We start from the raw sequence: 18,473 nt of genomic DNA, 5'->3' as shown, positions 1-18,473 counted from the left end.
CCAGTAAGACCAAGGAAAAGGCCTTGACTCCAGTTCGAGCCAAGGTCGGCATGGTCTTTCAATTTCCCGAAAGCCAGCTCTTTGCGGCCACAGTGATTGAGGATGTCATGTATGGTCCCAAGAACTTTGGCCATTCTGATGAAGAGGCCCGTGACTTAGCAGAACAGGCCCTCCGTCAGGTTGGACTGGCTGAAGAATTTTGGCAACATTCGCCCTTTGACTTATCGGGCGGGCAGATGCGTCGGGTCGCCTTGGCGGGCGTTTTGGCAATGGACCCAGCAGCAATGGTCTTTGATGAGCCAGCGGCTGGTTTGGACCCCCAGGGTCAAGCTGAGCTGATTGACTTGCTCCGTGGACTCAAGGAAGCAGGTAAAACGGTAGTCTTGATTTCCCATCAAATGGACCAGGTCTTGGCCTTAGCTGACCAGGTGGTAGTGATGCAAGACGGCCAAGTCGCGGCCTTTGAACCGACAGAGGACCTCTTTGCCCGTGATGAGGCCTGGTTTGCGGACCATTCCTTAGATTTGCCGGCTCCGGTAGCCTTTGCCCGTCAATTAGAGTTAGCTGGCTTCCACTTTGATCACTTACCAAAGTCGGTCGCTGACTTAGCCGAGCAAATTAAAACCCAGGTCGATTGGACCAAAGTTTCAGACCAGCCCCAAGGAGGTCATCACGCATGAATAATTTAGTGATTGGCCAATTTATCCCTGGTAAGGCTTGGTTGTACCGAGTCGACCCCCGCACGAAAATTCTAGTGACGGTCGTCTATGTCTTTCTTTTGATCTTTGCTTCAACCTGGCCCGCTTATTTGCTCGCTACGGTCTTTTTATTGGCAGCCCTGGTCTTAACCGGACAGAGCCTAGGACTCTACTGGCGGGGGATTAAGCCGGTTCTCTGGTTAATCCTCTTTACGGTCTGCCTACAGCTACTCTTTACCGGTGGAACGCCGGTTCTCTGGCAGTGGTCCTTCATTAAGATTACAGTCCCAGGCATCGTCAATTCCGCCTACGTGGTCTTACGTTTTGTCCTGATTGTCTTGATGTCAACTGCCTTGACGCTCACGACGGCACCAACCTCAATTGCTAGTGCGATTGAGGCCTTGTTAAAGCCCCTCAAGTGGGTCAAAGTCCCGGTTGCCGAGTTAGCTTTGATGCTGTCAATTGCCCTTCGGTTCGTCCCATTATTGATGGTCGAAACCGACAAGGTTATGAAGGCTCAAAAATCTCGGGGAATGTCATTATCAACTGGTTCGCTCTTGAAGCGGTCCAAGGCGGTCTTGCCTTTGTTGATTCCGCTCTTTATTGGAGCCTTGCAACGGGCCTTAGACCTAGCTAACGCCATGGAAGTTCGTGGCTTTGAAAACGCTGACCAACGAACTCGGTACCGGGTCTTGCACTTTACCAAGGATGATTTAATTGTCCTAGTTGCCACTAGCACCTACATTATTTTATTTATTTTCTTATTATTTGTACATTAACAAGGGGAAGCATTTATGCCACGCTATCGCGCGATTGTGGCCTATGACGGGTCTGATTTTTTAGGATTCCAGGTTCAAAGTAAGCATGGAGTCGAACGACATCGGACGGTCCAGGGCGAATTAATCAAGGCCGTCAACCAAATGGGTAAGAACCCAGTTGAGCGAATTAAGGTGGTTGGTTCGTCCCGGACTGATACGGGCGTTCATGCTAACGGGCAGGTTGTTCATTTTGATTTGCCATTTGATATTCCAGGTGATGCAGTCCGCAAGGGGCTCAATACAATTTTGGCCCGGGATATTTTAATCAAACAAGTGGACCAGGTCTCAGAGGACTTTCACGCCCGTTTTTCATCGCATTCTAAACGGTACTATTACCGGGTTTCCACTCAGGATTATATTGATCCCTTCAAGCGCAGGTATACTGGGCACTTCCATTGGCACTTGGATGCCGACCGGATTAAGCAGGCCCTGCCGGACTTGATTGGTGAACAGGACTTTGCGACCTTTGCGGCTTCTGGGAACCAAACTGCAACAACCATTCGAACGATTACTCGGGCTGAAGTTGAGGTTAAAGAGGATGAAAATGAACTCGTCTTTACCTTTGAGGGGAATGCCTTCTTGTATAACCAAATTCGGATTATGGTCGGGGTCTTACTCGAAATCGGGACGGGTCGCCGACCGGTTGATGCCATTCCGGCCTTGATTGCGGCCAAGGACCGCGAACAGGCTCGGTACACAGCACCCGCCGCAGGTTTATATCTGGATGAAGTGGCGTATAATGGTTAGTAGCCTAAGATGTTAGGCTGGCTTAATGAAACCGTCTAACTGAGGAGCTATATTAAGACTAGTAAGGAGACAAACATGACTTTATTTGAAGAATATACCCAGGCAGCGAAGGGGATGATCTTTGTTGCGACCAGCAAGGAAGACCAACCCAGTTTACGGATTATGGGCTTTGCACCTGATCCAGACCAAGCCAACGTTTGGTACCTAGTATCACAACCTGATACTGGCAAGATGGTCGATTTGGACACCAATGACCGAGTTGCCATCATGACACCCTTGAACGAAAATGGTGCCCGAATTGAATCAAACCAGGTCACAATGGTGCGGTCAGAAAAAACTTGGGCCGACGTAAAGGATTACTTCACGAACCCCGTCTTCTTGAAAAACCACCCCCATGCTGACCAAGAAGTTTTACTCGAGTTGACTTTTAAGTCAGCCCGATTGGCGGCTTATGCTGGGGACCAAACGGTTACCTTTTAAAAATTAACAATTAAATCAAGCATGAAAAAAGTCCCAACCAAATTTGGTTGGGACTTTCACTTTTGCTACCGGTTGAAATAGATTATCGTTTGAGGAGAAGAAGAGTTGCGGCTAAGCCGACAGTCATTGCAACTGCTAGAGTAGTTAACAGACCCGTTAGGGCCGCTTTAGTAGTTTGTGGCAAGAGACTGGGTAGCATTCGGTTAGCCAGCGTTAGAACGGACCGTTCTGTTTGGGCGGTCTGAGGAAGTGCGGTATCGCTCTTTGAATTTGAACTTTTAGTTTCGCTTGGTCCTGAATTAGGTAGGACAAGGCTTGACTTGGAATCTGTCGTGCTTGTTGTTTCAGGCCCAGAGTTTGGTAAAACAGGAGCTGAGTCCTGGTTGGTTTGATGGTTATTAGTCGGTTCAGTGCTTGTAACTGATTGAGAGTTTGAAAATGAATCAGCAAAGCCAGTATTCGTACCGATTACTAGCATGGCTAGTAACGCGATGAAAATCCAGAAAGGCTTCATCTTGCACATTTCTCGTAAATGAAGCATTTGGTTAACCTCCTTTATTACTATTATTAAATGTATTTCCTAATCGGTAAATATGTTGTATTAAATGTAACACAAAAGTAGTGAGATTGCGAGATAATTTCTAAGATAAAATATTTCTTTAGATAAAATTAACAAATTCAGGGAATTTGGCTACGAATTTAGAAGGAAGATAATTGAGCCAAAAACATTGACAGGACTAGCTTTATCATATAAAATAGTCGTTGGTATTGTTTACCTCACGATAAGCCCCGGAAACTTATTGTAAAAGCTAGGTAAGGAACGACCTAACATGTAAACAACTAATCAAAGGAGCGCACTATGCGTACAACATTTTTAGCAAAGCCAGGCGAAATCGAAAAGAAGTGGTACATTATTGATGCCAAGGACGTCGTATTAGGACGTTTGTCAACAGTAGTTGCTTCAATTTTGCGTGGAAAGAACAAGCCAACATTTACACCAAACGTAGACATGGGTGACAACGTCATCATCATCAACGCTGGTGAAGTAAAGTTGACTGGTAAGAAAGCAACAGACAAGATTTACTACCATCACTCAGGTCATCCAGGTGGCTTGAAGGAACGTACAGCCGGTAACTACCGTCAATACGATCCTGAAAAGTTGTTGGAATTGTCAATCAAGGGTATGTTGCCTAAGACATCTTTGGGACGTAAGCAAGGCTTGAACTTGCACGTATACGCTGGCGCAGATCACAACCATGCTGCCCAGAAGCCCGAAGCACTTGACATTAACAAGTTATTTTAAGAAAGGAGTCCGATAATATGACTGCAGCAGTACAATATGCCGGAACTGGTCGTCGTAAGAATTCAGTTGCCCGGGTCCGTTTGGTTCCTGGTAACGGTGCCATTACTATGAATGGTAAGGCTATCGAAGACTACATTCCTTTCCCTAACTTGCGTGAAGTGGTTTTGCAACCATTCAACGCTACAGATACTTTGGGTAACTATGACGTTTTGGTTAACGTTAATGGTGGTGGTTTCTCTGGTCAAGCCGGAGCAACTCGTCACGGTATCGCCCGTGCCCTTCTTACTGTAGATCCAGACTTCCGTCCTGCATTGAAGCAAGCTGGTCTTTTGACTCGTGATGCTCGTATGAAGGAACGTAAGAAGCCAGGTTTGAAGAAGGCCCGTAAGGCTTCACAATTTTCAAAGCGTTAATATTTTATATTTCCTCTTTGGAGAAATCAAAGACCAACCAGAAATGGTTGGTCTTTTTTTGCGTGAAATCAGTTTTATCAAAATAATAATTCGAAAAAAAAAGACCAACCTTTAGAGGCTGGCTATCAGATTATAAAATCAGCAAGTATCAAATTAAAACACGCGATTTGTATGATCAATTTCAGTATTGGTTCTACCAGCAACAAACATAATCTGCCAAACCATAACGATAAGCTGGAATTGGGGGGCAAAGACTAAAAGTAAAATCCAGACGATGATTTGAACAGACATGGCAAGAGGATTCGTCAAATACTTATAAATCCGCATGCCTTTAAGATTTTTAATTTGTTCATTTCGACCCATTTTTTTATTATCACTGATAATCGTTTGGATGAGGAGGAAAAAAGTTAGTGTCCATAATAAGAAGACAACGGCATAAAAAATTTCGGGACCTTGGGCAGAAAGGTCTTTACCAATCCAAGCAGTTGCTAGTGGTAAAAAGGAAGTCGTAAAGAGCCAAAGACCGTTCATGAAAAATATTTTATGAGTTACTTTCTTAACGTTGCTAAGTATGAATAAGTTGTTATACCAAGCTTCACCGATAAAGAGCCACCCAATAGTGTAAGAAATAAAATAGGGAAACTGTTTAAAGATGGCGGTGATGTGGCTGCTATTTGGAATTTTAAATTCCAAAATCATGATTGTAAAGATGATGACCAGCACACCATCAGTGAAGGCTTCCAAACGTGATACTTTCATTGAACAAATTCCTTTCGTTGCCTCTTATAGAAATCGATTATAAACTTTTTTGAATTTATTCTCTAGGAGAATTTGCAGTGATAACATGTCCTACTGCCTTAGTTCATTTTTAAAAGACTTAATTAATATTAACCAATCTTATGTTAAAATAACAACGAAAACCAAGCGAAAGAGGGACACAACCATGTTGAACAAGAAAGTAATCATCACTGCCATTGTGGCCTTGGTTGTCCTTGTTGTTGGTGGTGCAACAACGGTTGCGGCTGTTTCACACCACCACGATAGCGAAAAGAAGCAGGCAATTGATGCTGAAAATAAGCAGTTAAATCACTTTGCCCGTGAATTTAAAACTACTGATCTGAATAAGGCTAATCAGACCATTCAAACGCTGAGAGATACGACAGTTTATTCCGCTAATGAACGGAAAAAAGAACAATTGGTTGCTATTTTTCAAAAGCAATTTATGAAAGCAATCGAGTACAAAATTAACACGGTTTCTACCTCGGAGCTACCTGCTCTCCAGCAAGAAATTAAGGACTTCAAGTCATTAACTACTGTTGAGCATAAACGTGCTTTGAAAAAAGTTGATGAGGCTATAAAAAACGAGAAAAGCAAGCAAACTAGTGCGAAGTCAAGTAGCAGCCAATCAAGTGCTGGAACAAGTAATTCTTGACCAGTAGTCGAACAATAACTATGCTTGAAAATTTGTCTATAATATTGAATCAGCAAATACCGTCTGGTATTTGTTTTTTTATTGCAGTAATTGAACTAACCTGAAAGAATAATAAATATTTCTACCGAAGATAGTAACTATCTCATCAATCAAATTTTCAAAAATTTAAACGATAATTGGCAATATAGGAGGGTTTTATAGATTTTTAATATTACTTTTGTTATTATAATGTTGTATATATAACAAAAGTAACGTGGGAGAGAATATGACAAGTAAGAGAGAATGGCAAGAATATTTTGAATTGATTAACGAACGACAACCAAGTGAGGCGGAAACTACTGCCGCTTTGGAACGGGGTGAATTTCAGGCAGAAGAACGGCATCAAGAGCCTCAGTCACCAGACCGTCAGAACCAAAGTGCCAGTGCCGACGATGTGACTTATAGTCGCCGCCAAGCACGACAACCCGAAACAGAACCAGCATCTGAGAACCAAGCTCAGCCAGGGTTTGATTCGAAGCAGAACGATCAAGTCGAACCCGGTCAGGGACAAAGTACGGGACATAATGCAGCAGCAGCCAATGCCTCAGTTGAAGAATTTAAGAAGCATGCTGGCAACTTTTTCGCTTGGTATAAGGAACGGGTTTTGCACCCAACGCAATACCTTGAAGATGAAAAGCCAAACAAGCCATTCTTATTTACAAGTTTGGCTCTAACTTTGATCCTTTCAGCTGCTTCATTTTGGAATATTTTCCGGCGGTTCTTCACTGCTGGTGAATCAGCGGTCAAGTCGACTTTCGGTAGCTACGGTACAAGTCAGGTACAACGTGTGGCTGACAAAGTATTGCCATCTGTATTTTGGAATTTCTTAGTCATCTTTGCCATTCTCTTCTTGGCAGCCTTGGCAGGGTTGGCAATCATGACCCGCAACAAGGTTAGCTTTAAAGATTTGTTCTTTAAGTATCTAACTTGGTTCCCAGCTGCCAGTCTCTTTGCGTTAGCTGCCTTCCTTTATTCATTTGTCGCCAGCGTACCTGTCAGTCAATTGCAGAGTAACCCTGGTGCCGCAGGTTCATCATTAGGCACCTCACTTTTTATTTTGACTCTTTTGCCACTCTTAGGAGTTGGTGTTACTAGCCTTGCCGCTTACTATTTCATCGGTAAGTACCAGGCTCAAAATGAAAAATTTGATTACCTTTGGTTACAGATGTTCCAAATTGTTGTGACAGCTTTTGTAAATTATCTTGGTTATGTTTTGATTGTTAGCCCAATGTTGAAGGACTTTTTCTCAAATCTGACAAGTCTGTTCAACTAAGTAGCGGGGGCAAAGAGCATGGGACAAAATGAATGGCGAGATGCCTTTAAACAAAAAAATGGTCGAGAACCCAGTCTTGCTGAATTTAAAGCTGCCAAGGCAAATGGCTTTGCTTTACCTGAAGCCGGGCCAGACGGTAAAGAGGAAGCCCGAGCTTGGATTAAGGAATTCGAAGCGACCTACAATCGTCGGCCAACGGTCCAAGAACTTGAACACCGGCGTAACCTTGATACGCCGGTCGCGAACACCCAGCCTGCAAGTCAGTTTGAGCAGACGAATAAGCCTATTGAGACTAGCAATTTAGCAGGAAGTGATCCAGAAACTACGCCTGGGGCTCGACCAGCTAAGAAAAAATCAAAGAAGAATAAGTTGATCATCAGTCTTGTTGGTATTGCTGTTGTTTTGGCAGCCCTAGTGGCCTACGGTTACAACTACTATTCTTACGATAGTTCCCTGGACCGGGCAACAACTGCCCTGAAGACTTATGACAGTGATAAGTACCAAAATGTAACGGAATGGTCAGATTCGAAGAAGAGTTTATCAGCGGATAATTTGACCCCCTTGGCCAATTACTTAGAGGATAAGGGGATGACCAAGAGTCAATTGCGGTCATGGTTGGACCAATCAAATAAGGGTGTCCGCTTCGTTCGTGATGGCCAAAAGTTTTTGATTTTCCCACACTATACGGTTGTCGTTGACCCTGTTGATTTGACAGTCAGCACCAACCAATCAGGATTGACTTTAACGGCCAATGGTAAAACCTTGACCGATAAGAGTGACTCCGACTATAGCGTTATTTTGAAGCACCAGGCGGCTGGTTTGTATAAGTTTACTGCTGAAGGAACCCTGAATGGTCAACACGTTAAGACCCAGGACAGCGAATACTTCGGGAACAGCCGTAACGATAGCATTGACTTGAACGTCAAGACGATTAGCTTTACGGTTAATAGTAACGTTGATGGCGGATCTGTTTACGTTGGTGGCACGCGAGTGGCTACTATTAGTAATGGCAGTGCCGATATCAATAATATTGCTGTTACCAAGGGTGCTAAGGTCTACGTCAAGTCGCAAGGAAGCGGTAGCACGATTAAGACCGATTCAGAGTCACTAGCTGATATTGATGACGGTGATACCGTTACCCTTAATTCTGATGATGTTTTGAATAAGTCTGATGCCCAAGACCAGCTAGAAGATATGGCATCCGATTTGACTAGTTACGGCCAGGATGAAGATGATGCCTCCGATTTGAGCTCTGTCTTTACTAGCGGTAGCAGTAATAAGTCCTACCAGGACTTCAGTCAAATGATTCACAACAACCGCCATTCATCAAAGCGGAATGCCGATAGTATTAATTTTGGCAACATTGTGATTGACCAAGTGGCTGCCAAATCAAAGAAGGCCGTCGATGTGACCTTTGAGATGCAAGAAGACTTTAACTATACCGCAGACACTGATCCCGACAAGCACACTGCTGGGACTTTGACCCAGCGTTACCAATTGATTGCCCACATGGTCTATGACAGTGACAAGGGTAAGTGGTTAGTTGATAGTATTGATTCAAATCAAAAGAAGCTTTCTGAAACAGATAACACCAAGTAATTTTAAGAATATTTACCAAATTAAAGCAGGTCGTCATTGCTATGATGACCTGCTTTTGTGTGAATGATCAGATCAAAATAAGTGATGAAGCCATTACTCTGGTGATATTTGAGATCTAATCGAATAAAACTGTAATTGTCTATCAATCAAATGAAAGTTTATCGTGGGCATTCTTAAGATACAATTGATCTAATATAAGTTAGCAAAGTAGAGAATTATAAGGAGAAATCAATGAATATCAATGCGCAACCAATGAAACTATCAGTGATTTTGGATAAGGATGTCCAATATGAAATCCCGACATTTCAACGTAGTTATTCCTGGAAGGAAAAGCAAGTTGAAACTTTATTCAATGATATTGAAACCGAACCAAGTCCTTATTACGTGGGTAACCTGCTAGTTGATACATCGGGCGAAAAGGAAAGAGTTCTCGATGGGCAACAAAGATTAACTACTCTTAGCCTAATTTTGTTGGCAACTTATGTTCATATGCAACGAAAATTGAAGGATGACCAGCAAGAGTTATCGGACGGCCTTTCTAGTCAACTACATGAAGATATTGTCTATATTAAGAATAATTTGAGAATCAATGATAATCGTGAATCACGGTTAACCCTCCTAAAACGTGATCAAGAGAGTTGGGCTCATTTGCTGCAAATGATTGATGATCCTCATAAAATTCCTGAAGGAAAGGGTCAGTATTCATTGGGAAAGCGGTTCAAGTTTATTTTTGAAAAGCTTTTTGAGGGCTATGATGCTCCAATGCTACACAATTTTTATACTGACAAACTCAGCAAAATTGAAGTATTGAAAATTATGACGGATGACATTAGTGATGGTTACCAAGTTTTCAGTAGTTTTAACGGTAAAGGAATTCCATTGACTCCGCTTGATCTTGTGAAAGGGATTTACTTTTCACAAAGGGGATCATTGGAAAGTAAGTGGGAGCAGCTTACTGAAATCTTTACTGATGGTGATCGAGCTGACGAAAGCAAGATGACCCGTTTTGTTTTAAATAACTATGATGCTTTTGAATCCGAATCAACTTCTAGTTTGACGAAAAGTAAAATTGTCAGCACTTATGAAAATTTGTTTAACAAATATGGAACTAACTATATTGAAGAATTAATCAATCGAGCTAAAAACTATCGAGAGATTGATAACGATGATGATTTTTATCGTTATGATTTGTCGGGGTTGGATAAGTTGGATGCAACAACATCATATCCATTGGTTTTGAATCTATTGGTTAATAAAAAGCAGTATGAACTATCAGATGATCAATTCAATCAGATTATCCGTGTGCTGATTAATTTTTATATCCGACGAAATTATGTTTTGACTCCCAAAGCATCAAATTTGCGTAGTTCCTTAAATGGTCTACGTTTGCGAATTAGCAGTGGACATTTATTGGGTGAAGAACTTGTTCAAGTGGTTCAAAACAAGGTTGGGGAATTAACCCCATCAGATACAGCCTTCATTGAAGCCATTAAAAATGGGGTCTATGACGTCAATAAGAAAACAACTCGTTTTATCTTGATTGCCCTTGAACGAAAGTTTGGGGCGAATATCAACATGTTTAATAAGTCAAACCCTGATTCATTGGATGCATTTGATGGAAAGAACCTGCGCTGGACAATCGAACACATTATTCCACAGGGAGATTTAAAAAGTTCTTATTGGATAAATGTCCTGGGAAATGGGGATGCAGAAGTGGCTCAGGCAGAACAGAGCAAAAATGTTCATCGGCTTGGTAATTTGACATTGACGCCCTATAATTCAGAAATGTCTCAAAAACCATTTAGAGAAAAAGTCGACTTATATGATGAGGATTCTGAAACTTTTGTCGGTTTGAAAGCAAAATTGTATCTGAATACAACTATTGATGAAGATGCAGAATATTTTAATGTTGAATCGATTGATCAACGAGAAGCATTGTTGGTTGATAAACTATTGGAATTGTTGAAGAGTGTCGATTGATTTAAAAAAAATCAAGAATAAATTGTTCAATTCGATTACTCCACGTTATAATAAAGGCAAATTAAGGCCGTTTTTCATATCGAAATTTTGGCCTTGTCCCCGGTATCGCCAGAGTAGTTACCGATGTTCGTGATTTCGAGTCAATTCTACCTCAGCGATACAGTGTAGCTGAATTGGAGGATTTGTTGAATGAATGAAGAAGATAAGAAGTTAGCCTTAGCAATTGCTGAAAAGTATCATCATGATTATGGAGAATTTTCGCAGAAGGCGACAAAAGAAGAAACGATTCTTCTTTTGGAATATGTCGCTCATGAAGCAAATCGAATGCAACGCGAAGAAATGGGCTTGGAGTAATCAGCTTTGCTACCATTTCTCGTTGCTAGTAAAAAGCCAGGTCGTCATAATATTGACGGCCTGGTTTTTCATTTCAGTCTGTTAATTAAATTGGTAAGTACTGGCTTAAAACCTTTGTGGCCTCAGCCAAGGAATATTTGCGAGGATTGAGTGGTACGACCTGGCCTTGGTCATCGAAGAAAGTACCAGTAGCCGAAGCAAGGCTGGGCTCGGTTAGCAAGTACTTGCCGACCGGCACGGCAGTCTTGGTGAGAGACCGGGTATAGGGCATCAGGTCACTATGGACGTCGCCGGGGAAGAAACTATTGACGGTGATATTTTGGTCCTCTAAGGTCGCAGCCAAATAAACCATCAGTAGGGTCTTATGAGTCAGGAGCCAACCAGCTCGTGCAACCTGAGTATTCTGCATTTCACAAATGGGCATCCGTTGCACAGCCTGTGGGTTACCGGTTACGAGTAAAATTTTGCCACCGGTTAGTAAGGGCTTGAGGCCCGTAACAACGTTGAAGTGACTAACCAGGTTGGTTTGGATGTTTTGGTCTTGGTCGATTGGCATCACGCCGGCGCTAAGAACCAGAGCATCTAGGTGGTCAACGTTGCTTTTGACAAAGTCGGTTAAAATCGTGAGACCGGCAGCTGTGGATAAATCCGCGGAGACAAAAGCGGTATTGGGCCCTAGGGCATCGATAGCTGATAGTCCCTTGCTTTGATTGCGACCAACAATAATAAGATGAGTTCTTGGTCCGGCCAGACTCTGGGCAATGGCGAAGCCAACGCCTGAGGTGCCTCCGGTAATTAAAATATTTTTCATGGTGGACTCCTCACCTTTACTAGAAAAAGCTAAGTGAAATCGTTAAATAAAATGACGATCATTGTGAGACAACATTTACTAAAAACAGCCATTCCAACAGGAATGGCTGTTTTTTACAAGCAAATGATTTAAACCATTACCTATAAATTAATGGAAGCAGAGGGGATTGTAATCGATCAACTTGCTTCCAAAAAGAGTATATCATTAGAATGAAATTTAATTCAAGTGTTATGTGCGATGTTAAACAAGACTTAATATCTTGTCTAGCATTATCCGGTTTAACTTGGTTTGAGGACAAAAACGAAATAATATTCAAGGTGTCGGATTAAACAAAACTCCTCCGTGGTCAATCAAAGGGGGACAATTATCGAGACAATGCTTGCTTTTCCCCAACCTTTCCAGTATCATTAGAAATCTAGCCACGCAACTGTTTTAGTTGCGGGCAAAATCAGAAAAAGGCTCTTGAGCTTACGTATGATTTGTTGATTCGTTTATCCTGCTAATGCAGGATAACAACGATGAAAATGTGCTGTCGAACACTTAGTTCGGCGCACGTTTATTTATCGTCGCGTATCACTAGTTGCTGGTCCACCTTACAAGGACCAGTGATGATAATCATGCGAAGTTTATGAGCCAGGGGAAGCCTTGGCGGAAATGCGCTAAGGCTTTTAATTTGCCTTGAAAAATGATGGTGCCCGTCGAATTGACAAATCAACGTCCTCCAAGCAGCCGATTCTGAGTCTCAAGTCGAGACTGGTCAAATAAATGGACCGGTCTTGACGCTGTGGAAGTAGAAGGGAAGAAGTAATGAGTAACGCAACAGAACCAAGTTCAAAAAAGTGGTGGGCCCTCTTAGCCCTATCACTGGGGGTCTTCATGAGCCTCTTGGACGTCAACATCGTCAACGTGGCGATGCCAATTATGGCCCAAAGTTTCGGGACAACGTTTAACGATGTCCAATGGGTCATTAGTGCTTACACGATTTCATATGCCGTCGTGATCTTGGTCTTGGCCAAGTTAGGCGACATGTATGGTCGGAAAAAGATGTTTTTGATTAGTATGGTGGTCTTCGTGATTTCATCAGCGGTCAACGGTCTCGCACCGAACCTCTTGGTCTTAGACATCGGTCGAGTAGTCCAGGCCTTTGGTGGGGCTGGGTTGATGACCTTGTCATTGGCCTTGGTCGCTTCAAGTTTTGAAGGGGCTGAACGAGGCGTGGCCTTGGGAATCTTGGGATCTGTCATGGGTCTTTCAACGCTTTCTGGTCCATTGATTGGTGGAATCTTGTCTGAAACCTTTGGCTGGCCATCAATTTTCTACGTGAACATTCCAATTGGAATTTTTGCGGCCATCTTGGTTTACATCACGACCAAAGAAACACCAAGTTATGGCGAAGGTCAGAAGATTGATTTTCTGGGGATGCTTTTCTCAGCCACATCAATTTTCGCCGCTGTTTATGGGTTGATCCAAAAGGAAAACGACCCACAAATGGCCTGGACGAACCCCAAGGTTGCCGGTTGGTTAATCTTGGCCGTCGTCTTGTTGGCCATCTTTATCTTTGTTGAATCAAAGGTTAAGAAGCCAATGATGAACTTGACTTTGTTCAAGAACAAGAACTTCGTTGGGGCCGTGATTGTTGCTTTCACTTTGGGAGCAGCCATCTACGCCAACAACATCTTCCTAACATCATTGATGCAAGACTTCATGGGCTACTCAGCCTTTGAAACTGGTTTGCGCCAAGTGCCAATGACGATGTGGAGTTTGATTCTTGGTCCGGTAACGGGTTACCTTGGGAACAAGTATTCAACCAAAAAATTAATCGCTGGTGGATTATTGATTGGGGCCGTTGGCTTCATCATCTTCGCCAACGCCATGACAACGAAGTTGTCATACGACCAATTGATCTTGCCTTTGATTTTGTTGGGGGTTTCAAACGGTTTGGTTAACCCATTGTTGAACAGTGCCGGTTTGGCCGGTGCTGCTCAGGAAGAAGTTGGAATGGTTTCTGGCTTGATCAACGTCTTCATGCAATTGGGAATTTCGTTTGGGGTGGTTATCCTTGGATTGGCCCAAACAAATGATTACACGAAGTACTTGAATGGTCACTTTACCGGCCAGGGAACGCACGGCTTCAAGGAAGCTTTGATCGATGGTGGACCATTCTCTGGTCACTCAATGATTTTCTCCAAGGCCGCCGACAAGTTGCCGAACTTGTCTGATTTGCAAAACGTTGTGGCCCATGCCTTCTATAATGGAATGCGGAGCTTGACCTATGTTTCTGTTATCATTATTGTGGTTGCGGCTGTCTTGGCCTACATCCTCTTGCACGATGGCGAAACCCAAGTTAAGTCAAAGTAAGTTGATTAAGTTAACTTAGTAAAATAAATCAAGAGCCTCAAAACCGATGTTGGGCGTCGGTTGGGAGGCTCTTTTTCGTGCAAATTAAAACCCAGCACGAGGGTGCTGGGTTTTAATGGAGCATAGAACGGGGGCTTCAGACGCTTTAATTGAATGAAATCTGTTGGCTACCTTAATTAGGCATGGAAGTTTGACTAGTTGGTAAGTAGGGATAGGCTTGGTTTGATTTCGAGAGGTCCATTTCGCCGCTAACAAAATTTATTTCAACTTTGTGTTGTTGGTAGTCATCAAGCATTTGTTGGGCAGTTTTCGTTTTGTAGGCGCTCCAATATGAGTTAGCCGCAGTTTCTGCCGCAGCACTTTCACCAGTCGATTGGATACCGGAAACCGTGAACGTGCCGTTGTGGTTATCAGTGAACAGCACCGAATGAGCCACGGCATCGCCAGCACCTGGAGAGGCACTAGTATTGTTAATAACAATTTTATCCTTGTCACCCATATAGACGTTGTAGGTAGATTTACGACCAGTACCATAATCACTTGGTAGCTCTTGATAAGCAAGCAGGGCTAGTTGTATTTTTTGCGGTAAAGCATTAAAGGTAGTGGCAGAGGCATCTGAATTTGACGAGCTCGTTTGGCTATTATCGTTGGTATGACTGAATTGACTGCTAAGGGTGTTTTGGTTAGCCTCTTTGTTCGGATGTGAGTGGTGATTTTTACCAAGGGAATAGGCAGCATCTAACAAAAGACCGACAGCCAAAATACTGGTGATAATAAGAATTACTTTTTTAACCATAGCGACCCCCAAAGAACAACAAAATCAATCCAAATCATAAAAGTTTAGAATAACTCTTATGATTTTCACTGTCAAATAAAACCCCAGCATGAGAATGCAGGGGCTTTTTTATGAATGAAGAAATTCATGGATTTTTCGGTAGGGTCTGTGGTTAGCTAGCCAATAAAAAAGGCCCAGCGGAGAGAGCGCTGAGCCTGAAAGAGATCTGGATGGAGTTGATGTTCCCGACAGACATTTGTCAGAAATTTTATGATGTTCGACTTGCTGTTAAGCAGCGATCTTTTGACCACGGTACTTGAAGAAGCAGAAGCCACCGAAGAGAATGACCCAAGCAATCGCACCACTAGCTGGGATAACATCGTCGGAATTACTGAAGAGAGAGAAGAAAATCAGTGAAAAGGCGGCGATGGTCACGGGGCTAGTAACTTCATAGAATGGCATCTTGAAACCATCTGGCATGAAGTCAGCTGACTTGCGGTACTGGCGGTGAGCAACCATGGTCAAAATGTAAACCACGATGTACAAGTCACTGGCACCACTGGTAACGAATTGGAAGGCGTTACTGATGGCGGGGATGGAAACAATCACTGGCGCGAAGAGCAAGAGCGTTGCTGAAGTCAAAACCGCACGGGATGGAATTCCAGACTTAGTAATCTTATCCAAAGGCTTGAATCCAAGTTCTTGGGAAAGCTGGAAAAGGTGACGGCCACTTGAGAAAAGAACACTGTTCAAAGCTGAGGCGGCTGATGTCAAAACAACAAAGTTGATGACGGCTGCGGCAGCTGGGAAGCCAACGATTTGGAAGACTTGAACGAAGGGACTGCGGTCAGGCGTGATACTGGTCCAAGGGATGATTGACATAATCACGAAGAGGGCCCCGATATAGAAGAGCAAGATTCGGTAAACCGTTTCGTTAATCGCCTTCTTCAAAACTTGACGAGGGTTCTTCGTTTCACCAATCGTAATTCCAACGAATTCCATCCCAGCCATGGCGAAGAAGACCATTGGGATGGAACCGAGGAAGTTATGGAAACCATTAGGGAAGAGGCTAAAGTTGGTAAAGACGTTGCCGAAACTCGATGTACCCTTAGGAGTTTTGAACCCCGTCAAGGCCATGAAGACCCCGGTCACAATCAAAGCCACGATAGCGATAATCTTAATTAGGGCAAACCAGAATTCGGTTTCACCGAAGGCTTTGGCGGCCAAGATGTTCAACAAAGCCAAGATAATCAAGAAACCAATTTCAATCAGGGCTGAGTTCCAATCTGGGAACCAGTACTTAACGTAGTTGGCGATGGCAGTTAGTTCTGACATCCCGGCGAAAATCAAAGCTAACCAGTAGGTTAGCCCGGCGAAGACACCGGTACCTTTACCAAGGTATTTGGTAATAAAACCAACGAAGGTGTGTTGGTCAGGTTGAGAGTAGAGCATCTCACCAATCGACCGCATCATGAAGAAGAAAAGCAAGCCGATAACGGCGTAGAGCAAAATAATCGTTGGACCTGATTTGGAAATCGTGGAACCGGCCCCCAAGAAGAGCCCAGTTCCAATCGTGCCACCAATAGCAATCATTTGGACGTGGCGGTTTGACAACGTTCGTTTTGTCCCATCAAGGTTGATTTCTGAATCAATTGAGGGTTGTGTCATAATGGATCTCCTTTTCTTCATAAACAGCTCATTAACACGAATATTTTTAATAAACATCTAATTAATGTCTGCTATTTATTATTGTTCTGTCTATCATAGAATGATAATTTTAAGAGAAATAATTTTTTGTTAGGAATGCTAACACGCGTTCCTGCACAGAAAAAGCAGAAGTGTTACGAAAAAAGGCGGAAATTTGGCACTTTTAGACTTTTTATGAAAAAAATTCTGGGACGAAAAATTTTGAATATTTGCACAAAAATCGACGGGACAAAACTTAAATTTGGGTAGATTTGGAAAAAAATTGACTAGATTTTCGGTTTAACTAAATAATTAGTAACTAAATGTTAATTTTTTCACTAAAAATGACAAGTTTATAAATTCACAGAACGATCAAAGCGATTAACTGAGGTCAGCAATCACCTGGTGGATAGCCTGCACGGCTTTAATCAGACCGCCTTGGTCAATCACCAATGGTGGCAAGAGACGAAGGGTATTACCTCGGGCCGAGAGGGTCAAAATCTTTTGTTGGTGGAGGAGGCTAATGACATGATCAACGGGGACAGCATCGGTCAAATGAATACCGACCATCAAACCCGTTCCGGTTACAGCTGTGACGGTCGGTAAGTCGGCAAGGACTTCTTTTAGGTCAGCTAAAAACGTGGCACCTTTGTCTTGAACTTCAGCTAAGAATTCGGGGGTTAGTTGATCTAAGACAGCATTGGCTGCTGCCATGACGACCTTGTTACCCCCGAAGGTGGTCCCGTGATCACCAGGCTGGAAGGACTGGGCCACTTCCGTTTTGGCCAACAAGGCACCGACTGGGAGGCCATTGGCCAGACCCTTAGCGACGGTAATCATATCGGGTTTGAGGCCAAATTGCTCGAAGGCAAATTTATAGCCAGTTCGACCCATCCCACTTTGGACTTCATCGATAATTAAGAGGGTGCCAGTTTTTTGGCACTGGCTTTGGAGGGCTTGGAGCCAAGACTTGCTGCCGACGTTAATGCCACCTTCGCCTTGGATAACTTCCAGAAAGACGGCGGCTGTTTTTTCAGTAATGGCAGAGAGTGCGGCCTCGTCGTTGAAGGGGATTAATTTGGTAGCGGGCATTAGCGGGTCAAAACCTTCTTGGATATGGGGATAACCGGTAATGGCGAGGGACCCGGCCGTCCGCCCGTGAAAGCCGTAGTCAAAGGCGATGATTTCGTCGAGACCTGTGGCCTTATGGGCAAGCTTGATGGCGGCCTCATTGGCTTCGGTCCCAGAATTACAGAAGAAGGCTTGGTAGCCACTTGGGCACAGCTTATCGGCGACGGCTTGAGCTAAGTCATTGGGGTATAAGTTGGAGATATGCCAGACCTTATCCACCTGGTCGGTTACGGCTGCTTTGACGGCGGCGTTGCTGTAGCCGAGGTTACAAACACCAATCCCGGCAGTTAGGTCCAAGTAGTCCTGTCCCTTGGCATCGGTCAAATAAAAATCATGTCCGTCAACGATATCAATTGGAAATTGGTCATAGGTGTGCATCATAGTTGTCATCGAATTTTCTCCTTCAGTTAGAAAATAAAAGCAGTGCTGGCGAAGATGACTGCACTGCGAGGAATGAAAGTACTTGGACGGCAGGCTGGCTGGTCAGCCAGGTTAGCTTGGGACCAATTGGGTACCGGCCTGGGTTAGGTCATTGGTGATGGTAATCTTGGGGATGCCCTGGTCAATGGCCGCAAA

At 43.4% G+C, this 18,473-nt stretch carries 18 protein-coding genes; 12 read left to right on the top strand and 6 right to left on the bottom strand.

The genetic code is table 11. The annotated features are described in order from the left end of the window. The 4 genes from AOQ29_RS04305 to AOQ29_RS04290 all read left to right on the top strand — a co-directional run. Positions 1-680, top strand: a 680-nt coding sequence (locus AOQ29_RS04305; protein ID WP_061993298.1) for an ATP-binding cassette domain-containing protein, incomplete at its 5' end; no start/stop codon positions are given. Further along, positions 677-1,477, top strand: coding sequence for an energy-coupling factor transporter transmembrane component T family protein (locus tag AOQ29_RS04300; protein WP_061993297.1), 801 nt, complete (start codon positions 677-679; stop codon positions 1,475-1,477). The genes AOQ29_RS04305 and AOQ29_RS04300, both read left to right, overlap by 4 nt. Before the next feature lie 15 nt (positions 1,478-1,492). Then, positions 1,493-2,263, top strand: coding sequence for a tRNA pseudouridine(38-40) synthase TruA (truA, locus tag AOQ29_RS04295; protein ID WP_061993296.1), 771 nt, complete (start codon positions 1,493-1,495; stop codon positions 2,261-2,263). Positions 2,264-2,338: 75 nt separating this feature from the next. Further along, positions 2,339-2,743 (top strand): pyridoxamine 5'-phosphate oxidase family protein, encoded by a 405-nt coding sequence (locus AOQ29_RS04290; protein WP_061993295.1) that lies wholly within the window; start codon positions 2,339-2,341, stop codon positions 2,741-2,743. Between the two features lie 82 nt (positions 2,744-2,825). Here the strand turns inward: AOQ29_RS04290 and AOQ29_RS04285 are convergent, their stop codons facing one another. Next, a complete protein-coding gene (locus AOQ29_RS04285; RefSeq protein ID WP_061993294.1) occupies positions 2,826-3,284 on the bottom strand; it encodes a hypothetical protein in 459 nt (152 codons plus the stop codon). 318 nt (positions 3,285-3,602) lie between these two features. Here AOQ29_RS04285 and rplM point away from each other — a divergent pair, with 318 nt between their 5' ends. Together rplM and rpsI are read left to right on the top strand one after the other, a co-directional pair. Beyond that, positions 3,603-4,046: a 50S ribosomal protein L13 gene (gene rplM, locus AOQ29_RS04280; protein ID WP_061993293.1), complete on the top strand. Its 444-nt coding sequence runs from the start codon at positions 3,603-3,605 to the stop codon at positions 4,044-4,046. A gap of 17 nt (positions 4,047-4,063) precedes the next feature. After that, on the top strand, positions 4,064-4,459 hold the full coding sequence (rpsI, locus tag AOQ29_RS04275; RefSeq protein ID WP_061993292.1) for a 30S ribosomal protein S9: 396 nt from the start codon (positions 4,064-4,066) through the stop codon (positions 4,457-4,459). Between the two features lie 153 nt (positions 4,460-4,612). Here rpsI and AOQ29_RS04270 read toward each other — a convergent pair whose 3' ends face one another. After that, positions 4,613-5,218: a TMEM175 family protein gene (locus AOQ29_RS04270; protein ID WP_061993291.1), complete on the bottom strand. Its 606-nt coding sequence runs from the start codon at positions 5,216-5,218 to the stop codon at positions 4,613-4,615. A 184-nt stretch (positions 5,219-5,402) separates the two neighbouring features. Between AOQ29_RS04270 and AOQ29_RS04265 the strand changes: the two genes are divergently transcribed. The 5 genes from AOQ29_RS04265 (at position 5,403) to AOQ29_RS07795 (ending at position 11,136) form a co-directional block, all read left to right on the top strand. Continuing rightward, positions 5,403-5,891, top strand: coding sequence for a hypothetical protein (locus AOQ29_RS04265; RefSeq protein WP_061993290.1), 489 nt, complete (start codon positions 5,403-5,405; stop codon positions 5,889-5,891). A 265-nt stretch (positions 5,892-6,156) separates the two neighbouring features. After that, positions 6,157-7,203, top strand: coding sequence for a hypothetical protein (locus AOQ29_RS04260; protein WP_061993289.1), 1,047 nt, complete (start codon positions 6,157-6,159; stop codon positions 7,201-7,203). Positions 7,204-7,221: 18 nt separating this feature from the next. Further along, positions 7,222-8,802, top strand: a complete 1,581-nt coding sequence (locus AOQ29_RS04255; protein WP_061993288.1) for a zinc ribbon domain-containing protein — start codon at positions 7,222-7,224, stop codon at positions 8,800-8,802. Positions 8,803-9,033: 231 nt separating this feature from the next. Then, a complete protein-coding gene (locus AOQ29_RS04250; protein ID WP_061993287.1) occupies positions 9,034-10,782 on the top strand; it encodes a DUF262 domain-containing protein in 1,749 nt (582 codons plus the stop codon). A 189-nt stretch (positions 10,783-10,971) separates the two neighbouring features. After that, on the top strand, positions 10,972-11,136 hold the full coding sequence (locus tag AOQ29_RS07795) for a hypothetical protein (protein WP_170124544.1): 165 nt from the start codon (positions 10,972-10,974) through the stop codon (positions 11,134-11,136). Between the two features lie 85 nt (positions 11,137-11,221). On the opposite strand, the gene AOQ29_RS04245 is transcribed toward AOQ29_RS07795, so the two are convergent. Then, positions 11,222-11,947, bottom strand: coding sequence for an SDR family NAD(P)-dependent oxidoreductase (locus AOQ29_RS04245; protein ID WP_061993286.1), 726 nt, complete (start codon positions 11,945-11,947; stop codon positions 11,222-11,224). An 807-nt stretch (positions 11,948-12,754) separates the two neighbouring features. Here AOQ29_RS04245 and AOQ29_RS04240 point away from each other — a divergent pair. Continuing rightward, positions 12,755-14,305 carry an MFS transporter gene (locus tag AOQ29_RS04240; RefSeq protein WP_061993285.1) on the top strand — a complete coding sequence of 517 codons (1,551 nt, stop codon included), beginning with the start codon at positions 12,755-12,757 and terminating at the stop codon, positions 14,303-14,305. A 172-nt stretch (positions 14,306-14,477) separates the two neighbouring features. On the opposite strand, the gene AOQ29_RS04235 is transcribed toward AOQ29_RS04240, so the two are convergent. The 3 genes from AOQ29_RS04235 to AOQ29_RS04225 all read right to left on the bottom strand — a co-directional run bounded on the left by AOQ29_RS04235 (position 14,478) and on the right by AOQ29_RS04225 (position 18,287). Beyond that, positions 14,478-15,101, bottom strand: a complete 624-nt coding sequence (locus AOQ29_RS04235; protein ID WP_061993284.1) for a hypothetical protein — start codon at positions 15,099-15,101, stop codon at positions 14,478-14,480. A gap of 267 nt (positions 15,102-15,368) precedes the next feature. Continuing rightward, the gene (locus AOQ29_RS04230) at positions 15,369-16,748 is read right to left on the bottom strand and encodes an amino acid permease (protein ID WP_061993283.1); all 1,380 of its coding nucleotides are present in this window, start codon (positions 16,746-16,748) and stop codon (positions 15,369-15,371) included. A 399-nt stretch (positions 16,749-17,147) separates the two neighbouring features. Further along, positions 17,148-18,287, bottom strand: coding sequence for an acetylornithine transaminase (locus tag AOQ29_RS04225; protein ID WP_061993282.1), 1,140 nt, complete (start codon positions 18,285-18,287; stop codon positions 17,148-17,150). Positions 18,288-18,473: the final 186 nt, after the last annotated feature.

Origin of the sequence: Fructobacillus ficulneus (assembly GCF_001047075.2) — a bacterium.
In the GTDB taxonomy this organism is placed as follows: Bacteria; Bacillota; Bacilli; order Lactobacillales; family Lactobacillaceae; genus Fructobacillus; species Fructobacillus ficulneus.
This window is presented reverse-complemented; position numbering and strand designations above follow the sequence as displayed.

What these genes read in the sequence shown, in the direction of transcription:
- AOQ29_RS04235 (WP_061993284.1), bottom strand. Translation starts at nt 15,101, where the DNA reads ATGGTTAAAAAAGTAATTCTTATTATCACCAGTATTTTGGCTGTCGGT.
- AOQ29_RS04290 (WP_061993295.1), top strand. Translation starts at nt 2,339, where the DNA reads ATGACTTTATTTGAAGAATATACCCAGGCAGCGAAGGGGATGATCTTT.
- AOQ29_RS04300 (WP_061993297.1), top strand. Translation starts at nt 677, where the DNA reads ATGAATAATTTAGTGATTGGCCAATTTATCCCTGGTAAGGCTTGGTTG.
- AOQ29_RS04240 (WP_061993285.1), top strand. Translation starts at nt 12,755, where the DNA reads ATGAGTAACGCAACAGAACCAAGTTCAAAAAAGTGGTGGGCCCTCTTA.
- truA (WP_061993296.1), top strand. Translation starts at nt 1,493, where the DNA reads ATGCCACGCTATCGCGCGATTGTGGCCTATGACGGGTCTGATTTTTTA.
- rpsI (WP_061993292.1), top strand. Translation starts at nt 4,064, where the DNA reads ATGACTGCAGCAGTACAATATGCCGGAACTGGTCGTCGTAAGAATTCA.
- AOQ29_RS04250 (WP_061993287.1), top strand. Translation starts at nt 9,034, where the DNA reads ATGAATATCAATGCGCAACCAATGAAACTATCAGTGATTTTGGATAAG.
- AOQ29_RS07795 (WP_170124544.1), top strand. Translation starts at nt 10,972, where the DNA reads ATGAATGAAGAAGATAAGAAGTTAGCCTTAGCAATTGCTGAAAAGTAT.
- AOQ29_RS04245 (WP_061993286.1), bottom strand. Translation starts at nt 11,947, where the DNA reads ATGAAAAATATTTTAATTACCGGAGGCACCTCAGGCGTTGGCTTCGCC.
- AOQ29_RS04285 (WP_061993294.1), bottom strand. Translation starts at nt 3,284, where the DNA reads ATGCTTCATTTACGAGAAATGTGCAAGATGAAGCCTTTCTGGATTTTC.
- AOQ29_RS04255 (WP_061993288.1), top strand. Translation starts at nt 7,222, where the DNA reads ATGGGACAAAATGAATGGCGAGATGCCTTTAAACAAAAAAATGGTCGA.
- AOQ29_RS04260 (WP_061993289.1), top strand. Translation starts at nt 6,157, where the DNA reads ATGACAAGTAAGAGAGAATGGCAAGAATATTTTGAATTGATTAACGAA.
- rplM (WP_061993293.1), top strand. Translation starts at nt 3,603, where the DNA reads ATGCGTACAACATTTTTAGCAAAGCCAGGCGAAATCGAAAAGAAGTGG.
- AOQ29_RS04225 (WP_061993282.1), bottom strand. Translation starts at nt 18,287, where the DNA reads ATGACAACTATGATGCACACCTATGACCAATTTCCAATTGATATCGTT.
- AOQ29_RS04265 (WP_061993290.1), top strand. Translation starts at nt 5,403, where the DNA reads ATGTTGAACAAGAAAGTAATCATCACTGCCATTGTGGCCTTGGTTGTC.
- AOQ29_RS04270 (WP_061993291.1), bottom strand. Translation starts at nt 5,218, where the DNA reads ATGAAAGTATCACGTTTGGAAGCCTTCACTGATGGTGTGCTGGTCATC.
- AOQ29_RS04230 (WP_061993283.1), bottom strand. Translation starts at nt 16,748, where the DNA reads ATGACACAACCCTCAATTGATTCAGAAATCAACCTTGATGGGACAAAA.